The sequence below is a fragment of the Corynebacterium sp. HMSC076C10 genome, assembly GCF_001812455.1.
GTDB classification, from domain to species: domain Bacteria; phylum Actinomycetota; class Actinomycetes; order Mycobacteriales; family Mycobacteriaceae; genus Corynebacterium; species Corynebacterium jeikeium_D.
In genome coordinates this window covers 1-22,730 of sequence record NZ_KV809152.1, presented here as the reverse complement: position 1 = coordinate 22,730, position 22,730 = coordinate 1, and the positions used below count along the sequence as shown (strand labels likewise).

Sequence of the window (22,730 nt, the reverse complement as noted above, 5' to 3'; positions counted from 1 at the left end):
ATCCTGAGCATCGGGTAGCTTCCAGTTCGAAGAACCATTGGTTGGCGATGTAGGAGGTGGCGTTAGAGATGAGTGGATTCACATCGCTAGAGATTTGCGCCGGTGCTGGTGGCCAAGCTTTGGGGCTTGAGCAAGCCGGTTTCTATCATGTATGCACAGTAGAGAACGACCGAGATGCCTGTAATACGCTGCGTTTGAATAGGGACAACGATCTCGTTGCAGCAAAACAGCGTTGGAACGTTCGCGAGGACGATGTCCTCAACTTAAACGGTGCGGATTTCAAAGGCGTAGATCTAGTGGCTGGGGGTGTGCCTTGCCCACCGTTTTCAATTGCCGGAAAGCAGCTCGGGGCCGATGACGAGCGAGATCTTTTCCCAAAAGCGCTTGAGATTATCGCTTCGGCCGACCCGAAAGCAGTGCTTTTGGAGAACGTGAAAGGGTTGTCGCAACCACGGTTTAAGAATTACCGAGAGTCTGTTCTTAACGAACTCTTTCGTCTTGGATATGAACCACATTGGCGATTAATTTATGCTTCGGAACACGGTGTTCCGCAACTTCGTCCTCGTTTTGTGTTGGTAGCTGTGAAACAGGAGTATGCTCCATTTTTCCACTGGCCTGAACCGCAAGGTGAAGCCCCGACAGTAGGTGAAACGCTATACGCGGAGATGGCTTCGCAGGGGTGGCCAGGAGCGGAAAGTTGGGCAGCTCGTGCGAATAAAATTGCGCCGACTCTCGTTGGCGGATCTAAGAAGCATGGTGGCCCAGATGTCGGTCCTTCGCGTGCAAGAGAAGCGTGGGCCAAGCTAGGGGTTAAGGGGTCGTCAATTGCGGAGTATCCGCCTGCCGCTGATGATCCAGTGGATCAACCTCCACGGCTTACAGTTGCTATGGGAGCTCTAATTCAAGGTTTTCCGCCGGAGTGGAAAATTTCTGGAAAGAAAACTGCTGCCTGGAGACAGGTCGGAAATGCATTTCCGCCGCCTGTGGCAAGAGCATTGGGAACTTCGATTTCAAATGCACTAAATAAAAACACAGCACAGGTGCCGATTCAAGAGGTCATAGCTGTATAAAAGTCGATTCTTTTATCGAAATCGGTCAACTGAGCTAGAAAGGACCGTTACCTTGTCAGCTTCCCGTTCGCGCGACCTGCTTCGTCGTAAAGCAAAGTGCGAATCTCAGCCGGATATCGCATCGGAGGTGGGAAGCAAACCACAAGGTCTCGATCCTCGGCAGGGTGAATTAGACGGGATTAAACAACCGATTCCGCGAGAGATTTGGATTCTGGTCAGCGCTGCGTTCATCATCGCGTTGGGCTTCGGTCTGATCGCACCGATCTTGCCGCAGTACGCGCGCAGCTTCGATGTGGGTGTGTTCGCGGCCAGCTTCGTGGTCAGTTCGTTCTCCATTTTCCGGCTTATCTTCGCACCGGCATCGGGCTCACTGGTAGAGAAGCTCGGATATCGGCGCACGTACCTAACCGGCATCAGCATCGTCGCGCTCTCGACTTTGCTTGTCGGTGTTGCGCAGACATATTGGCAACTGCTGGCGTTTCGTGCGCTCGGAGGCATCGGTTCGACGATGTTCACGGTCTCGGCAATGGGGCTGATTGTGCGGATTTCACCGCCGGAGATCCGCGGTAAGAGCTCGGCCGCCTACGGCACAGCCTTCCTGTTGGGCAATGTCTTTGGCCCAATCATTGGTGCTGCAATGGGCGCATGGGGCATGAGGGTGCCGTTTTTCATCTACGGTGGCGCGCTGATTGTGGCAACGATTGTGGTCGGCATGTCGCTGAGTGCGGAGCATCTTCGCCATGTAGTGCCCAAGCGCACAACCCCGGTGCTGAGGTTCTCCGAAGCAATCCGTGACTCGGCATATCGAAGCGCACTAGTCGGAGCCTTCGCCAACGGCTGGTCGAACTTCGGCGTGCGCGTCGCGATTGTCCCGCTGTTCGCTGCGGCAACGTTTTCCCATGTTGGCGCCCCAGAACCGGGCAGCGATGGGGCAGTAGCCGCCACTGCCACAGCTGGTTTCGCGCTGACGGCCTTCGCGCTCGGCAATGTCACGGCATTGCAGTTTTCCGGTCGTCTCTCCGACCGCATTGGCCGTCGTCCACTGCTCATCACAGGCCTGTTTATCAACGGCGTGTTCACTGGCGCAATCGGATTTAGCAGCGGTGCCATTCCGCTACTGATTCTCTCAGTCCTCGCCGGCTTCGGCGCTGGCATGATCAATCCATCGCAGCAGGCCGTGCTTGCCGACGTCATCGGCGCCAACCGCCAAGGTGGAAAGGTGCTCGCCAATTTCCAGATGGCTCAGGACTTCGGAGCGATTTCCGGCCCGCTGATTGTCGGCGCAATCGTGGATGCCGCAGGGTTCAAGGCCGGTTTCCTTGTTTGCGGTGTCATTTCGCTGGTCGCAATGGTGGGCTGGATTTTCGGGCGCGAGACTCTACCAGCCCACTCGTCGAACAGCGGGGCCAAAGAAGTCAAAGCGAAAACAGCTTAAGCAGAAGCGGATTTGCTAGTTTCCTTGCCTTCATCGAGCTTTCGGCAAATAGCCACGTAGATAGCGCCAGTGATGTTGTGCACCACAGCGGCCACCGCGCCGGGAAGCGCTGCCTCCGGGGTAAAGAACTTCGCTGCCATACCGGAGGACAGGCCAGCGGATTGCGTACCGACCTCCACGGCCACCGTGCGCTTGCCCGCAGTTGGCATCCCCACCAGCTGGCCTGCAAAGAAGCCGAGCACGTAACCCAGAACGTTGTGGATGATCACAGCCACAAACACAATCAGGCCAATGTTCGCCAGGCTCTCTGCGTTCTTGGCTACGGCACCGAAGACCACGCCACCGATACCGAGAATAGAAATCCACGGCAGAATCGGGAGGATCTTGTTAATAAAGGTATCGGCCACAAAGCGGATAATCAGACCGCCAATCACTGGCAGGAGGACTGTCTGGCAGAGGCTCCAGGCCATCCCGAGGCCGTCGACCTCCGTGTGCGCGTCGGCAAGCACGAGCATAAGAAACGGCGTCATAATCGGCGAGACCAGCGTCGACACACTGGTCATGGCGACGGACAGTGCGACATCGCCACGCGACAGGTATGCGATGACATTCGACGAAGTGCCGCCCGGAACAGAGCCCAGCATGAGCAGACCAACAGCGAGTGCCGGGTTGAGCCCGAGGGCTTTAGCCACGGCAATCGCCAGCAGCGGCATGATGACAAACTGCGCAATGACGCCGAAGAGAATCACCAACGGTCGCTTAGCGACCTGCTTAAAGTCCGGGATGGTCAGGGTGAGGCCCATCGCGAACATGATGATCATCAGGAAGTACGTGATGTAATCCGTCAGCGGAGTAAACGGGGCGGGGAAGAAGAATGCCAGCGCCGAACCCGCCAAAATAAAGCCCGGAAACCCGAGAACTTCAATCATTGCCGAGAGCTTCGACGGCTCCTTATCCGCCTGCCCGCCATTCCCAGAAACCTCGTCAGGAGAATGTGGTTTTAGCGGGGACTGCCGGGGCGAAGACGGCTGTATTTCTGGTGCGTTGTTATAGCTGGACATTCTCTAGCGACCTTGGGCTTATACGTTGCGAAATTGCAAAAATCCGCCGAACGGTGGGTGTTCCACGGCGGAAAATAGCTGATATGTGTACAAACTTGTAGGGAAAATGTTAGCCACCTCACCCCATGCAATTGCAAAATAGGTACCCCGAAGTGGGTGCAATGTGTTCGCTTGACGACGTTCCCATTGTCGTGACCTTGCGGACAGGAAATGGTTTTTTGACCGACGGTGGCGTAGTCTGGGCAATCGGTGTGAAATCCTGACGACAATGTCGCAGAGAATCTGGCAGCGGTATAAATTCGCTGGTGAAACGCTTGAAAGTGCATAGTGCATGATGGGCGCCCCTCCTCGGAAGTCAAAGCTGAATTGGGTTTGGGCGCAATTTTTCGAAGTATGTGCAAGAGAAGCGATGTCATCGCAATTCCGACGTGAGAGCACTGAAAACAAGAACGTAAATTGGGCGGGTCATGTATGTGCGACCCAACTGTGAGTAATCAACTGTTGAATATTGAGTGTGCGGGCGAAAAGGCCCAGGAAGAGCCCCAAATGGCTAATAATGAAATGAATGGCAGCGTCGAGGAAAACCGCGAGGATCAGCGCGAAAACCAGCGCGAGGACGCAATTGTGAAGGCCGAGGATGTAGTGGCCGAGGGAGCACCGGTGGTCGAAGAGAAGGCCGCTGAGGAAAAGACCGAAAAGGCTGAGGTCAAGGAAAAGGCCGAGAAGAAGGCCGAAAAGAACAAAGACGACAACGGCGACGACACCGTCGGCTTCGATGAGCTTGAGCTGCCGGATGACATTGTCAATGCAGTTCGCAAGGTTGGGTTTGAGACTCCGTCCCCAATTCAGGCTGCAACTATCCCGACTCTGATGAGCGGCCGCGACGTCGTCGGCCTGGCTCAGACTGGTACCGGTAAGACCGCGGCGTTTGCGCTGCCGATTCTGGCTCGCATTGATCGCTCCGTCCGTGCACCACAGGCTCTGGTGCTCGCTCCGACCCGTGAGCTGGCGCTCCAGGTTGCGGATTCCTTCCAGTCGTTTGCTGATCACCTGGGCAAGATTCAGGTCCTGCCAATCTACGGTGGTCAGTCTTATGGAGTGCAGCTGTCGGGTCTGCGCCGAGGTGCGCAGATTATCGTCGGCACGCCTGGTCGTGTCATCGACCACCTGGAGAAGGGCTCGCTGGACATCTCCGACCTGCGCTTCCTGGTACTGGACGAGGCCGATGAGATGCTGCAGATGGGCTTCCAGGAGGATGTCGAGCGCATTCTTGCCGACACCCCGGATGACAAGCAGGTCGCGCTGTTCTCGGCTACCATGCCGGCTGCGATTCGTCGCCTGTCCAAGCAGTACCTGACGGAGCCGGAAGAGATTACCGTCAAGTCCCAGACTCGCACTGCGGACAACATTCGCCAGCGCTTCCTGATGGTCAGCCACCGCAACAAGCTGGACGCGCTGACCCGCATCCTCGAAGTCGAGGAATTCGAAGCGATGATCATGTTCGTGCGCACCAAGCACGAGACCGAGGAGCTCGCCGAGAAGCTGCGTGCCCGCGGATTCTCCGCTGCCGCCATCAACGGCGACATCCCGCAGACTCTGCGTGAGCGCACGATTGATCAGCTCAAGGACGGTCGCCTGGACATTCTGGTGGCAACCGATGTGGCTGCTCGTGGCCTGGACGTTGACCGTATTTCCCACGTGGTCAACTACGACATTCCGCACGATACCGAGTCCTATGTCCACCGCATCGGTCGTACCGGCCGCGCTGGCCGCTCCGGCGAGGCGCTGCTCTTTGTCACCCCGCGTGAGGGACGCCTGCTGCGCTCGATTGAGCGTGCAACCAAGTCGCAGCTGCACGAGATGAAGCTGCCGACCGTCGATGAGGTCAACGACTCTCGCAAGCAGAAGTTCGCTGATGACTTGACCGAGGCGCTTGCTGATTCGCAGGTTCCGGTCTTCCGTGAGCTCATCGAGGAGTACGCAGAAGAGCACGACACCCCACTGGTTGATATCGCCGCCGCTATCGCTGCGCAGGCACAGTCGGGCGACTTCCTAATGAAGGAGCCGCCGCGTGGCCGTCGTAACGACCGTGACCGTGATCGTTTCGACCGCGACCGCAACCGTGGCCGCGATGGTCGCTCCCGTGGTGAGCGCGGTCAGGGCAAGCGCGCTGACCTGGTCGAGTTCGACCGCGAGGGCACCGCAACCTACCGCATCAGCGTCGGTCGTCGCCAGCACGTCCGCCCGGGTGCCATCGTCGGTGCCATCGCCAACGAGGGTGGCCTGTCCTCCAAGGACTTCGGACACATCGACATCCGTGGCGATCACACTCTGGTCGAACTGCCGGCCAACCTGCCGCAAGAAGTCATCAACAACCTCTCCGATACTCGCATCTCCGGCCAGCTCATTGGGCTGAAGCTTGACGACGGCACCTCGGTCGACGACAGCGATGACTACCGCGGTGGCCGTGGTGGCTACCGTGGCAATCGTCGTGATGGCGGCCGTGGTCGCGGAGGATACCGTGGTGGTCGCGGTCGCGACGACCGTCGTGGTGGTGGCCGTGGCCGCGGTGGCTACCGTGGAAACTTCGAAGATGGTGACGATTTCGGCGGCCGTGGTCGCGGAGGATACCGTGGTGGTCGCGGTCGCGACGACCGTCGTGGTGGCTACCGTGGTGACCGTGATGACCGTCGCGGTGGTTACCGAGGCGGACGCCGCTAAACCTGCTAGGTGGGGTGAGCGGGGTGGTCGTCGTCAGGCGACTACCGACTACCGCCCTTGGCGCTGACCTAGAAAACAAAAAACTGCCGGTGCGCATGTACTTTCAAACCCGATTAGTCGGGCCGAAACGTACAGGCGCACCGGCAGTTTTATTGTGTCTGAGCGTGTGCTCTAGATGAAGAACATCAGGATGCCGGCGACAACCCACAGCAGGGAGAAGATGCCGGAGAACATAGCCAGCTGGCTCTTCTGCTTGTCCCAGTCGAGCTCTTCAGCCTTCTTGCGACGCTCGATGAACTCCGGATCGTCAGCATCCTCGTCTTCGTCGGCGATGCCGAGGCCGGCCATCATCAGACGCTGACGCGGAATGACCAGGAAGAACAGCAGTGCCCAGGCGATGATAGCCAGCAGGATTGCGGCGTGCATTGCCCCGGACTTCATGTAGGTCGACACATCGGTGAACATGACACCGAAGCCGAGCAGCGGCACGAGCAGCGACCACATGCCGTAGGTGCGCGAAATGGCGTGCATGGTGCGCGCGGCGCCGACCGTTCCTGCCTCTCCGCCGCGGGCTGCAAGCGCGAGCTTCGGGAACATCGAAATTGCGACAGTCACCGGTCCTAGCAGCAGAATTGCCGCCAGGACGTGAACCATAAGAACTACGTTTTGCACGTATTACCTTTCCACGACTGAATGTAGGCCTCGCGTTCAAGCGAGGAGTGGCCTGGATATTTCTTTATTAAGACCAGTCCTTAACTTAACGTGCTCGCACTATTTTCTCTATTTCGTGCCTTTCCTCGCGCGGATTCCACACGCAGTGGCCATCGCCTTCCAGTCTGCCGACGATACGGGCAGGTCCCATTTAATGGCCACCGCTAAGTAACGATGCGAATAGTCACACGCTTTCGCATCCTCGGCAAGCCATTCCGCCGGGCTGGCATCTCCTTTATCCCGGTTGACCGCGCTTCGCGTGGGCACGAGGTTGGTCTCGATATCGTTGGCAAATTGCCGACGCCTCTCGGAATCCCAGGCGTAGGCTCCGAAATCCCACGCCGCTGCCAACGGATAAATGTGGTCGATATCGACCTCATGCGCACCAACTGGGTCACCCGTGTAAGGGTCGGGGATTTCGCGCGGGGAGCCGTCGTCAAGCGAACATGCAGAGCCCCCGAACCACGCCGCCAACACTTTATGGCGTGTATTGCAATCGGCAGAACCTGCCCAGACGTCGAAGCGCTCGCGCTTGTATCCGGTGACGGTGGGGCGGTCGGCGACGACGCGTACGGTGCGCAGTTGCTTGACGACGGCTTCCGTCTCCGACCTCGCGGGGGAGGAGGTGACGAGAACTCGCGTAAGCGCAAAGGATGAGACAAAGGCGGTAGTCAGGGAGGCGGCCAGGATGGCAAATAAAAAAGGGCGCATACCTAGTTGGGCGCGAAAAATACTTTTTCGGTTCCCTTGTAGGTATGCGCCGGGGCTAGCCTGCGGGGCTAGCGGAGGCCAAGCCTAGATCAAAGCGTTAGACCAGAGCCTGCTTTGCTGCGTGGTCGAACTCTTCCTTGATCTTCTCGTTCGGCTCCTTGGTAAGCAGCGTGACAATAATCATCACGACAGTTGCAGCGGCGAAGCCCGGGACGATCTCGTAGAGAGTGTCGCTGAGCGAGCTCATGCCCCATGCGAAGGAGACAACCGCACCGGTGATCATGCCGGCAGCAGCACCAGGGGTGTTCAGGCGCGACCAGTAGAGGGCGGCCAGCAGCACCGGGCCGAATGCCGAGCCGAAGCCAGCCCATGCGAAGCCAACCAGATCCAGAATGGAGCTGTTCGGGTTAGCAGCGATGATTGCGGCGATGATGGCGATCAGCGCGACGGCGACGCGGGAGAGCGTCATGTAGGTCTTCGGACGCAGGGACTTGTTGACCGTTGCCTTGAACAGGTCCTCGATCAGCGCGGAGGAAGACACCAGCAGCTGTGAAGAAATGGTGGACATGATTGCTGCCAGCACTGCAGTCAGAATCAGGCCTGCAATCAGCGGGTGGAACAGGATGCGGGTCATGTCCAGGAAGATGGTCTCGTAGGAAGACGCATCAGTGACCGAAGCATCTGGGTTCGTAGCGAAGAAAACAGTTGCGGTCAGGGCCACGAGGACCGAGCCGAGCATGCACAGTGCCTGCCAGCCAACGCCCCAGCGGCGACCCTCAGTTGCGTCCTTTGCACTGCGCAGAGCCATGAAGCGGACGATAATGTGCGGCTGGCCAAAGTAGCCCAGACCCCAGCCGAGGAGACCGATAATAGTGATTAGCGGAATGCCGGCGAACGGATCGAAGAAGGTCTCAACCGGCTGTCCCTCGCTGCCCGGGTACGGGTTGTTAGCAGCAAAGCTGAAGATGTCCGAGAAGGAGTTGCCGTTGTTAATCAGGTAGATGATGCCGACAGTCGGAACCGTCAGCAGCGCAATGAACATGATGATGCCCTGCACCGCGTCCGTGTAGGAGACAGCAAGGAAGCCGCCGAACAGGGTATATGCGACAGTGATCCCCGCAACCAGCAGCATGCCGACGAGGTAGCTGCCACCGAACGTCGACTCCCAGTAGCGGCCACCTGCGACCATGCCCGAGGAGACGTAGAAGGTGAAGAACAGCAGAATAATCAGGCCTGCGGAAACGCGCAGCACCTTCGACGTATCGTGCAGACGGTTCTCCAGGAACGACGGCACGGTAATCGAGTTACGAGCAATCTTGGTGTAGCTACGCAGGCGCGGTGCGGTGAACTTCCAGTTCAACCATGCGCCTGCGACCAGGCCGATTGCAATCCAGGTCTGATTCAGGCCTGAAAGATAAATCGCGCCGGGCAGACCCATCAGCAGCCAGCCGGACATGTCCGATGCACCCGCTGACAGTGCTGCGACGAACGGATGTAGACCGCGACCGCCAATCATGTATTCGTCATACTCTGCGGTCTTTTTCCATCCGGTCCAGCCGATGTAGACCATCAACAGCAGATAAATGACTAGTGCGATGATGAACCATGTTTGTTGGTCCACAGGGCAACTCCTCATTATTTATTAGGCGTACAGTCGGACTCACGCACTGCCCAGCACGCCGGAAATCGTTTCCTAGCGCATCACTCAATTTCGTTTGAGCCAGTCCGCTTGACGACGTTCACAGCGTCGCAGCAAAATCGAGCCAGAAAGTGGCCGACAGAAACAGCAGAACCTGCGATTCGCAATGAAACACAACTTCAGCTTCCGGGCTGTCTACGACAGTCAGCGGAGCCTACTGGCACATGCGAACCATGGCAGAACTATTGCACGAGTCACACATTTTTAATTCTTGTAGCTCATACGACGTTTGCATGTGATGCGCTGCATTGCAAGATAAGAAGCGTTGAAAAAGGTTTTAAAAATCGGTTAAGTGCGACAAATTACCTGGGAAAAGGGGTATTTGGGTAGAAGGGGACTAATTTTTGCAAGATACATAGTTCGAACATGCGTGCTAATGTTGTGGTGTGGTGGAAAAGCTGATCCGGGGTGCGTGGCAGAATCTTCATTGAAGAAATATCTGGTGGCGAAGCCGCCGGGTGATTAGACGGTGATGACTGAGCAAGCAGTGGGGAGGAAGTAATGGGCCAAGTTGCTAAGTCAGCGGTGCCGTTGCTGCTGCACGCGGTCTGGAAGGACGATTCGGGTCTTCACCTGTGGGTGGAGCGGCCAGAGGGGCACCGGATTATTGCGGACGTGGATTTGCTGGAAGTTCCGGCGCATCAGCGTCGGCTTTTTGCAGTCCTGGACCGGGGGAGTCGAGCACAACTGACGCTAAAACTGCGCACACCGAAGGGGCGGGCAGTAGAGAAAGCGGTACCCACATGGGTGTTCCCGCCATGGGCTGCGGTGACAGCACTGGTGCAATTGCAGGAGGAAGTTTCCTCGACGGCGATGGCGCCGGATCTTAGGTTCTTTGTAGATGTTGTGCAGGGATTGGATGCTTTCGCACGCTCTGGGCGGGCATTGGTGGCGCTGACGTGGGAAGACAATGAGTGGTGGCCGACGTGGCGGATGTCTGAGGGGTTGAGTGAGATTGCCTGGCAGAGTCAGGTCATTTCCCGTACACCACCGGTGTTGATTGATAACGGAGGTGCCACGGTGGCTGAGGATTTCATCAATCGGATGTTTCATTGGGTCACCAACGCGCTCCTGGCCGATTTGGATGAACCGGCAGAACAGCGTCAGAGTTTCGTGCGGTCGTTGTTGCAGTCGGAGTCCCTGGGGCGTGCGACACCGGGGGTGGCGCAGTCGCTGGCAAAGTGGAGGCTGTCGGCCGATGGTGAGGATGTTCGCCTGCAGCTAATGGTGCAGGAACCCGTTGGTTTTGAAGGCCAGCTGGAAGACTTGCCGGATGTGGATCTTCCGCAGCTGTTGGAGTTGCGGGATCGAGCGGATGACGAAGGCGGCTCAGTAACTCGCCTCAATCCTCGTTCAGCTGCGGTGGAACATGAGACTCTATGGCCATTGCGGATGTACTACCGCATCGGTGTCGCAGCTCCAGAGCGCCTGAACCCAGAAATGTGTCGCCGGTCCGTGCTGTCGCTACTTCGCCCGCAGCTATTGGCTGCACAAGAGGCATTCCCAACGCTCAAATATGCGAAAGCAGCGGGCCACCCGGGCTTAGATCTGCTGCTGACCTCAGAGCAGCTGATAGAGCTTATGACTGATGGCATCTCGCAGCTGGCAAAGGTCGATATCGATGTAATGCTGCCGCCGAACTGGAAGTCAGTGGAGACCACCCTGCAGTTGCACACTGAAGTCGTCCAGTTAGATCCGACGGGGCCTGCTGGGCGCCGTTCGGAACCGAAACTCGGATTTGACCAACTGGTTGATTACGAGTGGAAGCTGGCCGTGGGGGATGCCGTACTGACGGAAGCGGAAATGCGTGAGCTCGCTGCATCGAGTACGGGGCTAGTGCATCTGCGTGACCACTGGGTGCACGCGAATCCAGAGGTAGCTCGAGAAGCCCTGAAGTTTTTGGTGGAGCAGACTAAGGCCGGGGAGGAAACCGGTAAAGGGCAAGCCACCCTGAAAGAGTTGGTCTTCGACGGTGGCTTGGAGTCGCAAGCACCAGCAGCAGTGCCCGTCGCCCCCAGGGATCCCTCTTGGCTCAAGGCGTTGGTGTCGAAGTACTCAGACGGTTCCACGGCCCTCGCAGAGTCGGTCGAGGTGCCACCGAGTTTTGTCGGTGAGCTGCGGGAGTATCAACAGCGCGGTGTGGAGTGGCTGGCGGATATGTCCAACCGCGGCTTTGGTGTCATTCTCGCTGACGACATGGGGCTTGGTAAGACTGTGCAAATTCTGGCGCTGTTGGAGTATGAGCGCTGCCGTCGTCAAGCGGATGCGAAGAATCAAGAGCACAAGGCTTCGCTTCTGGTCGTTCCGACAGGTGTGCTGCGCAATTGGGCAGCAGAAGCGGCAAAGTTCACTCCAGAGCTCAAGGTTGGGCTGCTGCATGGTTCACACCGCCCTCATGGTGAAGAACTACAGGAATTTATCGGGAAACACGATGTTGTTGTGACGACCTATGGTGTTGCTACCCGCGATGTGAACGAACTTTCCCAAGTGCAGTGGGATCATGTGATTGCTGACGAAGCGCAGGCAATTAAGAACCCCAACGCCCAGGTATCCAGAGCGCTGCGGAGCCTGGGCTCGCGACACAACATCGCCATGACTGGTACTCCGGTGGAAAACGACTTGGGCGAGCTGCGCACCATCATGGATTTCTGTAATCCAGGCATGCTGGGGTCGGCGAATGCATTTCGCAACAAGTTTGCGATTCCCATCGAGCGTGATGGGAATGCGGAAATGCTACTGCAATTGCAGTCGATTACAGCACCTTTTATTCTGCGCCGACTCAAGTCGGATCCAGCTATCGCGCCGGACCTGCCCAAGAAGAATGAGCAGGTGGAGATGGTTCCTCTCACGACGGAGCAGGCTTTCTTGTATCAGGAAGCTGTGAAGGACATCGAGGACAAGCTCAAGCGCTCGCAGCGGAATCGCTCTGGCAACTTCGGGCGAAAGAGCATCATCCTCGGCGGCATCATGAAGTTGAAGCAGATTTGCAACCACCCAGCGCACTACCAGCACGACGGCTCAGGGCTGCTTAATCATGGGCAGCATCGCTCGGGCAAGGTTGCACGGCTGGAAGAGCTCGTCGATGAGATTGTCCAAAACGGTGAACGCGCGCTTGTGTTCACGCAGTTCGTGGAGTTCGGCAAGATGCTCGCCCCTCATTTCAGCAAGCGCCTGGGCGTGGACATTCCGTTTATCCAAGGGGCAATGACTCCGGCACAGCGCGAGAAAGTAGTGGCAGAGTTTAATGCCCCGGACGGCCCACCAATCATTTTGCTGTCTACTCTCGCGGCAGGTGTTGGCATCAACCTGGTTGCCGCCAACCACGTCATTCACATTGACAGATGGTGGAATCCAGCAGTTGAAAACCAGGCCACGGACCGCTCTTACCGCATCGGTCAGCGTAAAGACGTACACGTGCACAAGCTGGTCAGTGTGGGAACGTTGGAAGAGCGTATCGACGAGCTGATTTTCGAGAAGGCAGAATTGGCGGATGCAGTTGTGCGTGCTGGTGAAACCAAGCTGACGGAGATGGACTTTCACCGTTTGCGGTCTCTGTGGCAATTGGACAAGGACAAAATTCAGTCACTGCGTGAATCGATGGACGCAGCGGAGGCAAAGTCCGGTGGGACGGTGACCGATGGGGTGATCTCGGAGGCCACGGCATCGGATTCCGCATCCTCGGATGACGATTCGATTCCCAACAATGTGACCCCGTTTAGAGTCCAGAAGAGGTGGTACTAATGGCCGGTGACGGAGACGTGACATGGGGCGACAATGTCATCTTTGCCGAGTTTGGCAAGGGCCCCTCTGGAAAGCGTGGTCGCAAAAGGACGACAGCGCGAAGCGCACCAGCAACCAGCTCGACGATTGAAAAGCTCCTGGCCACCCAGGACTGGGCCGGTGCATTTACCGGACAGCCGCGACGTGGAACCGCAGCGCGAGTGGCGGTCGAGCCACGTACTACTTTTGCCCGGTGGGTGTGGGAGTTCATCATCCGTGGCGCTGATTCGGGTCGTGTTCACAGAGGTGAGAAGTACAGGTTCGACGGCAATGTGCTGGGGCTTCGAATCGCGGATGGTTACATCATCGGTGAAGTGCAGGGCAGCCAGCCGGAACCATTTTCAGTCTTTATTCGGTTCCCACGGCGGGAGCAGAAACAAACTGACGACGTACTGCGGTGGTTGGTGAACAATCCGTCGGCCTTCACAGAGTTTGAGCACGGTGAATTGCCGTATGAGCAGATGGAAATGCTGTTGTGCGATGGTGAAGAGCACATTTACAGCGAATGCACCTGCCCGGACCCGGCACCTGTGTGTAAGCACACCGTTGCAGTTGCCGCTCAACTCGTTGCCGATATCGACCGCGATCCGCTGTCGCTACTGCAGCTGCGCGATTATCCGCAGCGCGAATTGCAACGCCGGCTTCAGGAACTAACACAGCTACGAAACCGGACTGCGCCGAAGCGCCTCGGGCTTGGCGGCGCGGTTCGGGAGGATCCCAATAAAACCGCCCAGAAGTCGGATGAAGCTGGTGGAAATGATGGCGGTGACAACGAGCAGAAAAAGGTTGCCGAGCTTTTCGCTGTCGAAGCCGATTACTGGGGCAATGACTTGGAACGAGTCAGCGTTCCTTCGCTCGAGGTTGTTGACCCACTAACAGTTACCGACCGCAGTTTGCTGCATGAAGCATTGCAGCCAACCTGCGTAATTTCGAGAGAGACCATTCGTGCAGTCGCCGATTTGGAAGATTGTTGGCAACATCTGCAGGAATCGCTGAGCCTGGGACAAAAGGAGCGCTAGTCATGAAATTCATTCACACCTCAGATTGGCAACTGGGAATGACTCGGTGGTTCCTAGAGCTCGACGGCGGTGAAGCCCAAGCTAGGTTCCACGAAAGTCGCCTCAACGCCATCGATCGCATCGGCGAGTTGGCGACCAGCGAAGGCGCTGAGTTCATTGTCGTCGCTGGCGACGTGTTCGATTCCAACACATTGCCGGACAAGGTGTTCTTGCGGGCTCTTGAGCGAATCGCCAAGCTACCCGTGCCGGTGTATCTCCTACCCGGCAACCATGATGCGCTTGATGCTTCTTCCATTTATCGACGTAGTGCTTTCGAATCTTTGGAAGACCGAGGAGTTTACGTAATTCGCGACAGTGCGCCCATTGCCATCCGTGACGGGGTGGAACTCATCGGCGTGCCAGTGCGCGGCAAGTATTCGGCAGACGACATCGTGGCGGAAATAGCCACGGAGCTTGAGCCCGCCGATGGAATCCGAGTGATGGTCGCACACGGCCAAGTAGAAGGCTTTGGTGCTGATGCAGGAGCCACCATTGATCTGACCAGCTTGGAACAAGCTATTGAGCGCGGGGCGTTGCACTATGTTGCGCTGGGGGATTCCCACTCCACGAGCCAACTCGATCATGCTGGCAGAGTTTATTTCTCCGGCGCACACGAAACCACAGCGTACGACGACAAAGAACGGGATTCCGGCAATGCACTCGTCGTCGACATTGTAGAGAGCGGCCCCGAAAAGGGCTCAGTTACCGTGGCCTCCCACCGAGTGGGGCAGTGGGCTTTTCATGCCATTGACATGGATATCACTGGCGCGGAAGACCTCGATGAGTTCTTTGCTGAACTGGACGGTATCGAGGCGAAGACAGACACAGCGGTGAAGTATTCATTGCGAGGAACCGTGACACTGTCGGAGTCGACTACCTTTGAAAATCGACTTGAGCAGTATCAACAGCTTTTCGCTGCACTTTATCGCCGAGAAAGTGGTTCCGATTTGACGGTGGTTCCGTCCGAGGGGGATATCTCTAATCTCAATCTCACCGGTTATCCGCTCATAGCTGCAGAAAAACTAACGGTCTTGAGCAAAGGGCGAACCGAGAGCGGCAGACCGTTATCAGAATCTGAAACCACTGCAGCAGCCGATGCGCTTCGCTTGCTGGCGCGCCTGGCCGGAGAGAAGGAATAAATCATGCGTTTTCACGACATCGAATTACACAATGTACGTGCGATTGATTCACTCTCAATCACAGGGCTAGCCGAGCGGGGCGTGGTAGTGATTTCCGGTGAAAACGAGTCGGGTAAGACGACAATCGCCAAAGCTATTCACGTTGCGCTGACGACAAAATGGAAGTCCAGGTCAAGCGAAGCGCTTAGTCTGAACAGTCACTCCAGCCAGGAAAAGCCGCAGGTTAAGCTCCGGCTGGAGCTTGACGGCTACGAATTTACGCTGGACAAGATCTTTGGTAGCACCAAGGACACCGGCACAATCGTCACCGTCCACTCTCCGACAGCCGAGGTTCTTAAAGATGACCAGGCGGAAGAGTGGCTGGCCGCACGAATGCACAATGCGGACACCAAGAACCTGTGGCAGGTTTTCGTTGCTGAACAGGGGCAAGCGCAAAAGACACTCTCCTTGGGCGGTTATGCGCAGGTCACAAGCGCACTGCAGTCGGCATCGGGGCAGCGCGCGGAAACCGCAGAAGAGGTAGGTCTGTTTGAAGCCGTTGAAGCTGAATACGGCAACTATTTCCAAAAAAATGGCAAAGAGCGCAAGCAGCTTACCGACGTAGACAAGGAGCTGGCGGAAGCCCAGCAGGTGCGCGACGAAGCGGCGAAAAGGTCCGAGAATTCGAAGCGCTCAATGAGGAAGCTGCTCGTAATGAAGAAAGCCAACACACGCAGTGGGCATCGTTGCCAGAAGCCAAAAACGAAGTCGAGCATTGGGCGCAGGCACTCGAAGAACTCGAAAAGTTCAGGGTTGCCGTGTCCCAGGCACAGGAGGTCTCCGCAGCGGCGAAGCAGCAGCTGGACTTAGCTAAACAGGCTCAGCAAGAGCGCGAAACCTTCATTCAGCAGGCACAAGATGCCAGGGATCAGCATTCCGTCGCAGAGAAGAAAGTTGCTGAACTTAAGGAAGCGTTCGATAAGGAGGTCGCAGCTTTAAAGAAGGCGCAGGAGGATCGCGATGCAGTTGTGACCGCGTACCGCGAAGCTCGAAAAGCAGAAGAGCTGGCTGCAGCTGAAGTCGCATTGGGGGAGAAGCGCGGCTTGGTTGAAGCCTTGTCGAAGCGAGTGAAGAAGCTCGATGCGCTCCGCGCGCAATTGGCAGAGCAAAAGGAGGTAATTGCTCGGAATTCCGTTACCGAGGAGGTAATGGAAAAACTGTTGACCTGCGAACGCGAAGTTGCAACAGCCACCGCTGTGCTGGAGGCGTCGAGCCCGAGTGTGCAGCTCTCGGCTAGTAGTGCGCAGGAGGTCACAGTCGACGGCGAGAAAGTGGGGCTAGCGCCGGAGGCTGAGTCAGTTCAACGTGCGGTTACTAAGCCGTTGGCCATCGAAGTTGGCGACGTCACGGTTGCTGTTCAGCCCGGAGACGGCTCAGATTCGCAGCAGCGCAAGCTAGAAAAAGCAGAGATATCGCTCAAGGAACAGCTTGAGGCGGCAGGCGCTGATTCCGTCGCGGAAGCACAAGAGGCACACACTCGACGTCGTGAAGCGGAAAAAGCAAAATTCCAGGTGGAGACATCCATAACTGCGGTGTCCGACGGTGTGGAGTATCACCAGCTCACCGCAGAGTTGGATGATGCGAAGGAAGAAGCACGAGTACAGGGCGAGCGGTATCGGGAACTTGCGGGCGAGGATGCGCCGACGGAGATTGACTTGGTGTCGGCAAAGTCGCGGCTGGAAGAAGCTGCAGTGGGGCGTAGGGATGCCGAGTCGGAGCGTGACAATGCCGATATGCGCTTGTCGAAGCTGGAAAAACGTCCTGCACACGCCAACTATACGAAGGCCAGCAGCGAGCTTGAAGGGGCTCGGTCCGTCCTGAAGGTCCGCGAAGATTCGCTTACGACGGCGCGAGAAAAAGCCTCGGATGCCGAGATTTTTGCTGCGGTGGAAAACCGAGGCAAGGACTATGAGGCGGCAGAAGAGCAGCTGGCTGCGGCTCTGAAAGAGTTGGCGCAGCGGGATGCCGACGATGTGGAAGCATCGCTCGCGGGCGCTAAGCAGCGACGGGATGCAGTTGAGAATCGCCTGGCTGAGCTGGAGAAGCGTCGGCAAGAGATTCGGGTGCACTTGGACTATTTCGACAGCGCGAATGAGAAGTTGGCAGCTGCTGAGGGGGTAGTGGAGCGAACGCAGCGAGATCGGGATTCAATGCGTCGCCGTGCAGCCGCCGCCAAGACTCTTATGGAGGTAATGACACAGGCACGTGCGGCATCGCGGAATGCGCTCGCTGACCCCTTGCTCCGCAAGCTCGAAGAGTACGGCGGCGGTGTGTTCGGTGCGGGAACCCAGTTCACGATGAATGAGGACTTGCAGATTGAGTCACGGTCCAATGCCGATGGCAAGTTCGATGTCGATGAGCTATCTGGTGGAGCGCAGGAGCAGCTGGACATTCTGCTGCGCTTGGCCGTTGCCGGTGTCATGGAGGGCGGGCAAGGCGCTCCGGTGATTATTGATGATGCATTAGGTTATTCAGACGAACACCGTTTGCGGCGGATGAATAATGCTCTTGCCAAAGCGGGGCGCGATATGCAGGTATTAGTCCTGACGTGCGATGAAGCCCGCTTTGATCGTGTGACAGGAGCGGAGTTTATGAAAATTCAGGATTTGGTTTCAAGATAGTAGGCTCTGTACATATGCAAGATGTTCCGTGGTTAAGTGATGAAGAGCAGCGGTTATGGCGCTCAATTCTGAACGCTAAACGGGCCGTTGACAGGTCAATTGACCTTCAGCTGCAAGATTCTCTCGATATTTCCACTGCAGATTTTTCGGTTCTGGTTGTTCTCTCCGAGGCTGAAGACAATGTAGTGCGCATGCGCACCCTGTGTGAATCCCTGGAGTGGGACCGCAGCCGAATGTCACACCAAATTACTCGTATGGAGCGACGCGGGCTAGTAACTAAGGAACGCTGCGCCTGCGATAACCGTGGTATCGATGTCACGCTTACTGAACACGGTCGAACTGTGATTGAGAAAGCGGCGCCGAACCATGTGAAGCTTGTGCGCCATGTTTTGTTTGATGTGCTCGGTGAAAATATCGACTATCAGGGGATTTCCGCTGTGCTCGATAAGATTGCAGAGACCGCCAATGCTACGGTCACCGATTCAGTCGACGGACAAGCAGAGTAGCCAAAAGTTTTTGTGAGTGTTTTCTCATTTGTCTCCGCTACGAGGCTCTCACCATTAGCCTAGAGCAGTATGAACTCATTTGAATGGCTGAGTGATGATGAACAGCTCTTTTGGCAGTCGATGGTAGCTGCTTTTCGCGAGGTAGAGCGCAATATCGAGCGGAGCCTACGCACTCGAACCGGGCTGACGTTCGCGGACTTTACCCTGCTCATCGCTCTGCATGAGGTAGAGGAGGGGATTCTGCATGTTGACAAGATTTGTGATCGACTGAAGTGGAACCATCCCCGCGCGCTGCTACATACCAACAGGTTGGAAAAGCGCGGATTTATTCACACCGAAGACCACGGCGAAGACCCGGATTCGGATTATGTCGTCGTCTTAACAGGCGTTGGTCGGCACGTGTTTGCCGAGGCGGCGCCGGATTATGTAGACACTGTTCGCCAGGAAGTTATTTCACCACTTGCTGATGAAGACCGCGAAGTGATGCTGAGGTGCTTCCAGTCGGTTCTCGAAAGGAAATAAGACTTCCAAGTCCTGCTAGTAAAACAATCACTAGCAGGGCGCTTTTTTCTCTACGTTTCAAGTTGTAAAGTAAGGCGTGCCTAAAGCAAAGGGGTGAGTGCTCACTTCTCTTTGTGCACCCTAAGTACCAAAAACTACGCAGAAATAAACAAGGCAGAAACTGAAACGCATGAGAGTCAATATTTTCGCCAAGGCTAAAACCGCGCCAAAGACCAAAACTCTGGCCGCAATCGGGTGTGCAGCGCTGAGCTTCGTCGCTACAGCATGCGGTGCGGACGCAGAGTCGAACGAGGCTGCCGACAACAAAGGAGAACTCACTGTCACTGATGTCGCAGGTCGCACTGTGACCTTCGACAAGCAGCCAGAACGAGTCGTGCTCGGTGAAGGCCGCGCCATGTTTGTCACCGCGATGCTTGACCACGAAAACCCGGGTGACCACGTTGTCGCCATGGGCAGCGATTTGCATTCGGGCGCGCCGTCGTTTGAAACCAAGCTTTTCGAGACGAACCCCGAGCTGAAAGACATGCCGACCATCGGCAATATCGCCAAGGGCGATGTCACAGTTGAAAACCTCATCTCCCACGACCCAGACGTGGTCGTCATGACCCTTGACCACAAGAAGGCCGCGGAGCAGTCCGGTTTCCTCACCAAGCTCGATCAGGCAGGTCTGAAGTACGTATTCACCGACTTCCGGCAAAAGCCCCTGGAGAATACCGCCAAGTCCGTCGAGCTCCTCGGCCAGATCGTCGATGAGCAGGACAATGCCAAGAAGTTCACCGACTTCTACACAAAGCGCGTCAACGAGATCACCGAACGTGCCGCCAAGCTCGAAGACAAGCCAAAGACCTTCGTCTGGCGAGCAGCCGGTCTCAAGGATTGCTGCTCGACCGTCAACAAGTCCAACCTCGGTGACCTTGTCACAGCAGCCGGCGGTGAGAACCTCGGAGACAGCCTCCTCGACACCGAATCGGGCGACGTGACCGCAGAGAAGGTCCTGTCCGTCCAGCCGGAGAAGATCATCGCCACCGGTGGTTCTTGGGCGCTCGATCCGAAGAAGCCGGAAGTGCTGCCACACGTCGAACTCGGCTACACCGCCACCCCAGAGACCGCACAGCGCACTCTGGAAGGCCTGCTGAAGACTCCGGGTTTTGACACCCTGACCGCGCCGAAGAAGGGTGATCTGTACGCCGCCTTCCACCAGTTCTACGACTCGCCGTACAACGTCTTCGCGCTCGAGCAATTCGCCAAGTGGATTCACCCAGAGGAGTTCGCTGACCTCGACCCGGTCGCTGACTTCGCCAAGTTCCACAAGGACTACCTGCCCTTCGAACTCAGCGGCACCTTCTTCACCGCGCTGGAGCCGACCAAGTAACCCATCTTCCACCATCGAAGAAGGAATCCGATGACTTACACCAATCTGCACGCTCCCGCGTCAGGGCTTGACGACGAACCCCGCGAGTCCACCTCCACCAACGGCAGTGGAGGTCAAGAGTCGCAGCCCGCCACCGAACAGCACGAGTGTCCGTCGTCAAGCACGACCTACGACTCTGCGCGACAGTACCGACGACGCTCGGCCCAGAAGATTGCCGTTATTGCGGTGCTGGTGGGGCTGGCCGTGTGCGCGTTTGTAGTGGCGACAATCGTGGGGCCGATGTCACTGAGTGTGGGAGACGTCGTCCGGGGCATCGTGAGCCCGAATGATGTTGACGAAACCACTCGTACGGTGCTGTGGAAGCTGCGCCTGCCTGCATCAGTGATGGCAGTGCTGATTGGTGCAGCGCTGTCGCTTGCCGGTGCACAGATGCAGACAATCCTCGACAACCCTCTGGCGGAGCCGTTTACGCTCGGTATTTCGGCTGCAGCGGCGTTCGGTGGGGCGGCATCGATTGTGCTGGGCTGGGTGATTATTCCGCATGCGCAGTTCAACCTGGCGGCCGTGGCCTGGGTATCATCCGTCATCGCGGTGGCGATTGTGGCGGCGGCGTCGGTATGGCGCGGCTCGGGTAAGGAATCGATGATTCTGCTGGGTATCGGTCTCGTTTTTCTATTCCAAGCGCTGTTGGCGCTGTTGCAATACCGCGCGACTACCGAGGCGCTCCAGCAGATTGTGTTCTGGACGATGGGCTCGCTCCAGCGCGCGAACTGGGTGGCCAACGGCATTATTGCGGCGGCACTGCTGATCGCCATTCCGTTCACCATTCGCTATGCGTGGGCGCTGACGGTGCTGCGACTTGGCGATGCCCGCGCAAAAGCCGTGGGTATCAATGTGGATAGGCTGCGCATTGCGACGCTGATTGTAGCCTCGCTGCTGGCGGCAACCGCAGTGGCCTTTGCCGGCATCATCGGCTTCATCGGACTGGTCGGCCCACACATTGCGCGCATGCTGGTCGGTGAAGAACAGCGCTTCTTTGCCCCGGCATCGATGGCAGCAGGTGCGGCGCTGCTTGCGGCAGCTCATGCGGTATCCATCACGGTGGTGCCGGGTGTGGCAGTGCCGATTGGCATCATTACCGCAATCGTCGGTGTCCCATTCTTTGTCGGCTTGGTTTTCCTGCGTAAGAGGACGGTGTGGAACTAGTGGGCGTATTTCTCGATGTCAACGAAGTAGTCGCAGGCTATGGCAAGCGGAAGGTGCTGCGCGGGGCGTCAATGCGCACGCTGAAGCCGGGTACGGTGACGGGTTTGCTCGGGCCAAACGCTGCGGGCAAATCCACACTGATGACTACGCTGGCGGGGATTCGAAAGCCAATGGCCGGGGAGATTGCACTGACCCGTGACAATGAGCGGGTCGTCGGCTCCGAACTGCGCGATGTCGTCGGCTACGTGCCGCAGGATCTGCCGGCTAGCGCCTCGCTGACCGCATTCGAATCGGTACTGGTCTCTGGCCGGCGCGCCGGGCGTCTGCGCGTGCGCGGCTCCGAGATTGAGCACACTGCGGCGGTTCTCCGGAAGGTTGGTATTGAGCACCTTGCCGACCGCTTCGTCGGCGAGCTCTCCGGCGGTCAGCGTCAGCTCGTCGCCGTCGCGCAGATGTTTGTCCGCGATCCCGAGGTCATGCTTCTCGACGAACCCACCTCCGCCCTCGACCTGCGCCACCAGGTGGAACTCCTACAGCTCGTCCGCGCGGAGGTCGCCTCACGGAGCTCCTTGGCGCTCGTCGCAATCCACGATCTCAATCTCGCAGCCCGCTACTGCGATGAGCTTGTCATGCTTCACGACGGCCACGTGGTTGCCCAGGGAAGTCCTGCTGACGTTCTCACACCGGATCTTTTGGCCCGCGTCTATGGAATTCGAGCTCGCGTGCTTAATGATGGAGGCGTGCCTGTGGTGTGTCCTATTGAGGAAGACCAGGTTTCTGAGGCCGCATAGTGCGGATTTGGCTGGGGTGCGGGGCATTTCGCTAATCGCCCCAGCCAAGTGGTAACATCTTTTCTCGTTGCACTTGTTGTGCTTGTGCCACACGCCCCCGTAGCTCAGTGGATAGAGCGCCGGTTTCCGGTACCGAAGGTCGGAGGTTCGACTCCTCTCGGGGGCACGTTTTATCCCTTAAGCGGTTAGGTTCGATTAGATTCGCCTGGTTGCTTGAGGGATTTTTGTTTCGGGTGTACCTGGCGGAAGCGGGCCAATCCGAGTTACTGACTGCGTTTATGACAAAAA

Annotated in this window: 17 protein-coding genes and 1 tRNA gene; 14 read left to right on the top strand and 4 right to left on the bottom strand. The window is 57.3% G+C overall.

Translation table 11 applies throughout. From position 1 onward, the window contains the following. Window positions 1-68 precede the first annotated feature (68 nt). Together HMPREF2857_RS10970 and HMPREF2857_RS07655 are read left to right on the top strand one after the other, a co-directional pair. A complete protein-coding gene (locus HMPREF2857_RS10970) occupies window positions 69-1,070 on the top strand; it encodes a DNA cytosine methyltransferase (RefSeq protein WP_083310538.1) in 1,002 nt (333 codons plus the stop codon). 52 nt (window positions 1,071-1,122) lie between these two features. Continuing rightward, a complete protein-coding gene (locus tag HMPREF2857_RS07655; RefSeq protein ID WP_070643430.1) occupies window positions 1,123-2,505 on the top strand; it encodes an MFS transporter in 1,383 nt (460 codons plus the stop codon). Here HMPREF2857_RS07655 and HMPREF2857_RS07650 read toward each other — a convergent pair. Beyond that, on the bottom strand, window positions 2,502-3,434 hold the full coding sequence (locus HMPREF2857_RS07650; protein WP_070643427.1) for a bile acid:sodium symporter family protein: 933 nt from the start codon (window positions 3,432-3,434) through the stop codon (window positions 2,502-2,504). The genes HMPREF2857_RS07655 and HMPREF2857_RS07650 overlap by 4 nt on opposite strands. Window positions 3,435-4,112: 678 nt before the next feature. Here HMPREF2857_RS07650 and HMPREF2857_RS07645 point away from each other — a divergent pair. Further along, window positions 4,113-6,287: a DEAD/DEAH box helicase gene (locus HMPREF2857_RS07645; RefSeq protein ID WP_083310537.1), complete on the top strand. Its 2,175-nt coding sequence runs from the start codon at window positions 4,113-4,115 to the stop codon at window positions 6,285-6,287. Between the two features lie 171 nt (window positions 6,288-6,458). Here HMPREF2857_RS07645 and HMPREF2857_RS07640 read toward each other — a convergent pair whose 3' ends face one another. The 3 genes from HMPREF2857_RS07640 to putP form a co-directional block, all read right to left on the bottom strand. Next, window positions 6,459-6,959, bottom strand: a complete 501-nt coding sequence (locus tag HMPREF2857_RS07640; protein ID WP_070643423.1) for a DUF2269 domain-containing protein — start codon at window positions 6,957-6,959, stop codon at window positions 6,459-6,461. Between the two features lie 108 nt (window positions 6,960-7,067). Further along, the gene (locus HMPREF2857_RS07635; protein WP_070643421.1) at window positions 7,068-7,709 is read right to left on the bottom strand and encodes an HNH endonuclease family protein; all 642 of its coding nucleotides are present in this window, start codon (window positions 7,707-7,709) and stop codon (window positions 7,068-7,070) included. A gap of 97 nt (window positions 7,710-7,806) precedes the next feature. After that, window positions 7,807-9,330 carry a sodium/proline symporter PutP gene (gene putP, locus HMPREF2857_RS07630; protein WP_070603715.1) on the bottom strand — a complete coding sequence of 508 codons (1,524 nt, stop codon included), beginning with the start codon at window positions 9,328-9,330 and terminating at the stop codon, window positions 7,807-7,809. Between the two features lie 579 nt (window positions 9,331-9,909). Here putP and HMPREF2857_RS07625 point away from each other — a divergent pair. From HMPREF2857_RS07625 to HMPREF2857_RS07580, 11 genes are all read left to right on the top strand, one after another. Continuing rightward, a complete protein-coding gene (locus HMPREF2857_RS07625; protein WP_070643418.1) occupies window positions 9,910-13,149 on the top strand; it encodes a DEAD/DEAH box helicase in 3,240 nt (1,079 codons plus the stop codon). Beyond that, the gene (locus HMPREF2857_RS07620; RefSeq protein ID WP_070643415.1) at window positions 13,149-14,207 is read left to right on the top strand and encodes a hypothetical protein; all 1,059 of its coding nucleotides are present in this window, start codon (window positions 13,149-13,151) and stop codon (window positions 14,205-14,207) included. The genes HMPREF2857_RS07625 and HMPREF2857_RS07620 overlap by 1 nt, the downstream gene beginning before the upstream one ends. A gap of 2 nt (window positions 14,208-14,209) precedes the next feature. Continuing rightward, window positions 14,210-15,385 (top strand): metallophosphoesterase family protein, encoded by a 1,176-nt coding sequence (locus HMPREF2857_RS07615; RefSeq protein ID WP_070643413.1) that lies wholly within the window; start codon window positions 14,210-14,212, stop codon window positions 15,383-15,385. 3 nt (window positions 15,386-15,388) lie between these two features. Then, window positions 15,389-16,234: an AAA family ATPase gene (locus tag HMPREF2857_RS11325; RefSeq protein WP_246819658.1), complete on the top strand. Its 846-nt coding sequence runs from the start codon at window positions 15,389-15,391 to the stop codon at window positions 16,232-16,234. Next, complete coding sequence (locus HMPREF2857_RS07610; protein ID WP_246819656.1) at window positions 16,183-18,045, top strand: ATP-binding protein; 1,863 nt, start codon at window positions 16,183-16,185, stop codon at window positions 18,043-18,045. The genes HMPREF2857_RS11325 and HMPREF2857_RS07610 overlap by 52 nt, the downstream gene beginning before the upstream one ends. A gap of 14 nt (window positions 18,046-18,059) precedes the next feature. Beyond that, complete coding sequence (locus HMPREF2857_RS07605; protein WP_038628431.1) at window positions 18,060-18,551, top strand: MarR family winged helix-turn-helix transcriptional regulator; 492 nt, start codon at window positions 18,060-18,062, stop codon at window positions 18,549-18,551. A 69-nt stretch (window positions 18,552-18,620) separates the two neighbouring features. Then, window positions 18,621-19,073: a MarR family winged helix-turn-helix transcriptional regulator gene (locus HMPREF2857_RS07600; RefSeq protein WP_038628433.1), complete on the top strand. Its 453-nt coding sequence runs from the start codon at window positions 18,621-18,623 to the stop codon at window positions 19,071-19,073. 169 nt (window positions 19,074-19,242) lie between these two features. Continuing rightward, window positions 19,243-20,445, top strand: coding sequence for an ABC transporter substrate-binding protein (locus HMPREF2857_RS07595; protein ID WP_038628435.1), 1,203 nt, complete (start codon window positions 19,243-19,245; stop codon window positions 20,443-20,445). A gap of 30 nt (window positions 20,446-20,475) precedes the next feature. Next, complete coding sequence (locus HMPREF2857_RS07590) at window positions 20,476-21,651, top strand: FecCD family ABC transporter permease (RefSeq protein ID WP_070643410.1); 1,176 nt, start codon at window positions 20,476-20,478, stop codon at window positions 21,649-21,651. After that, window positions 21,651-22,442, top strand: coding sequence for an ABC transporter ATP-binding protein (locus tag HMPREF2857_RS07585; protein WP_070643407.1), 792 nt, complete (start codon window positions 21,651-21,653; stop codon window positions 22,440-22,442). Before HMPREF2857_RS07590 ends, HMPREF2857_RS07585 begins: the two co-directional genes overlap by 1 nt. A gap of 93 nt (window positions 22,443-22,535) precedes the next feature. Continuing rightward, a tRNA-Arg gene (locus HMPREF2857_RS07580) sits at window positions 22,536-22,608 on the top strand. Window positions 22,609-22,730: the final 122 nt, after the last annotated feature.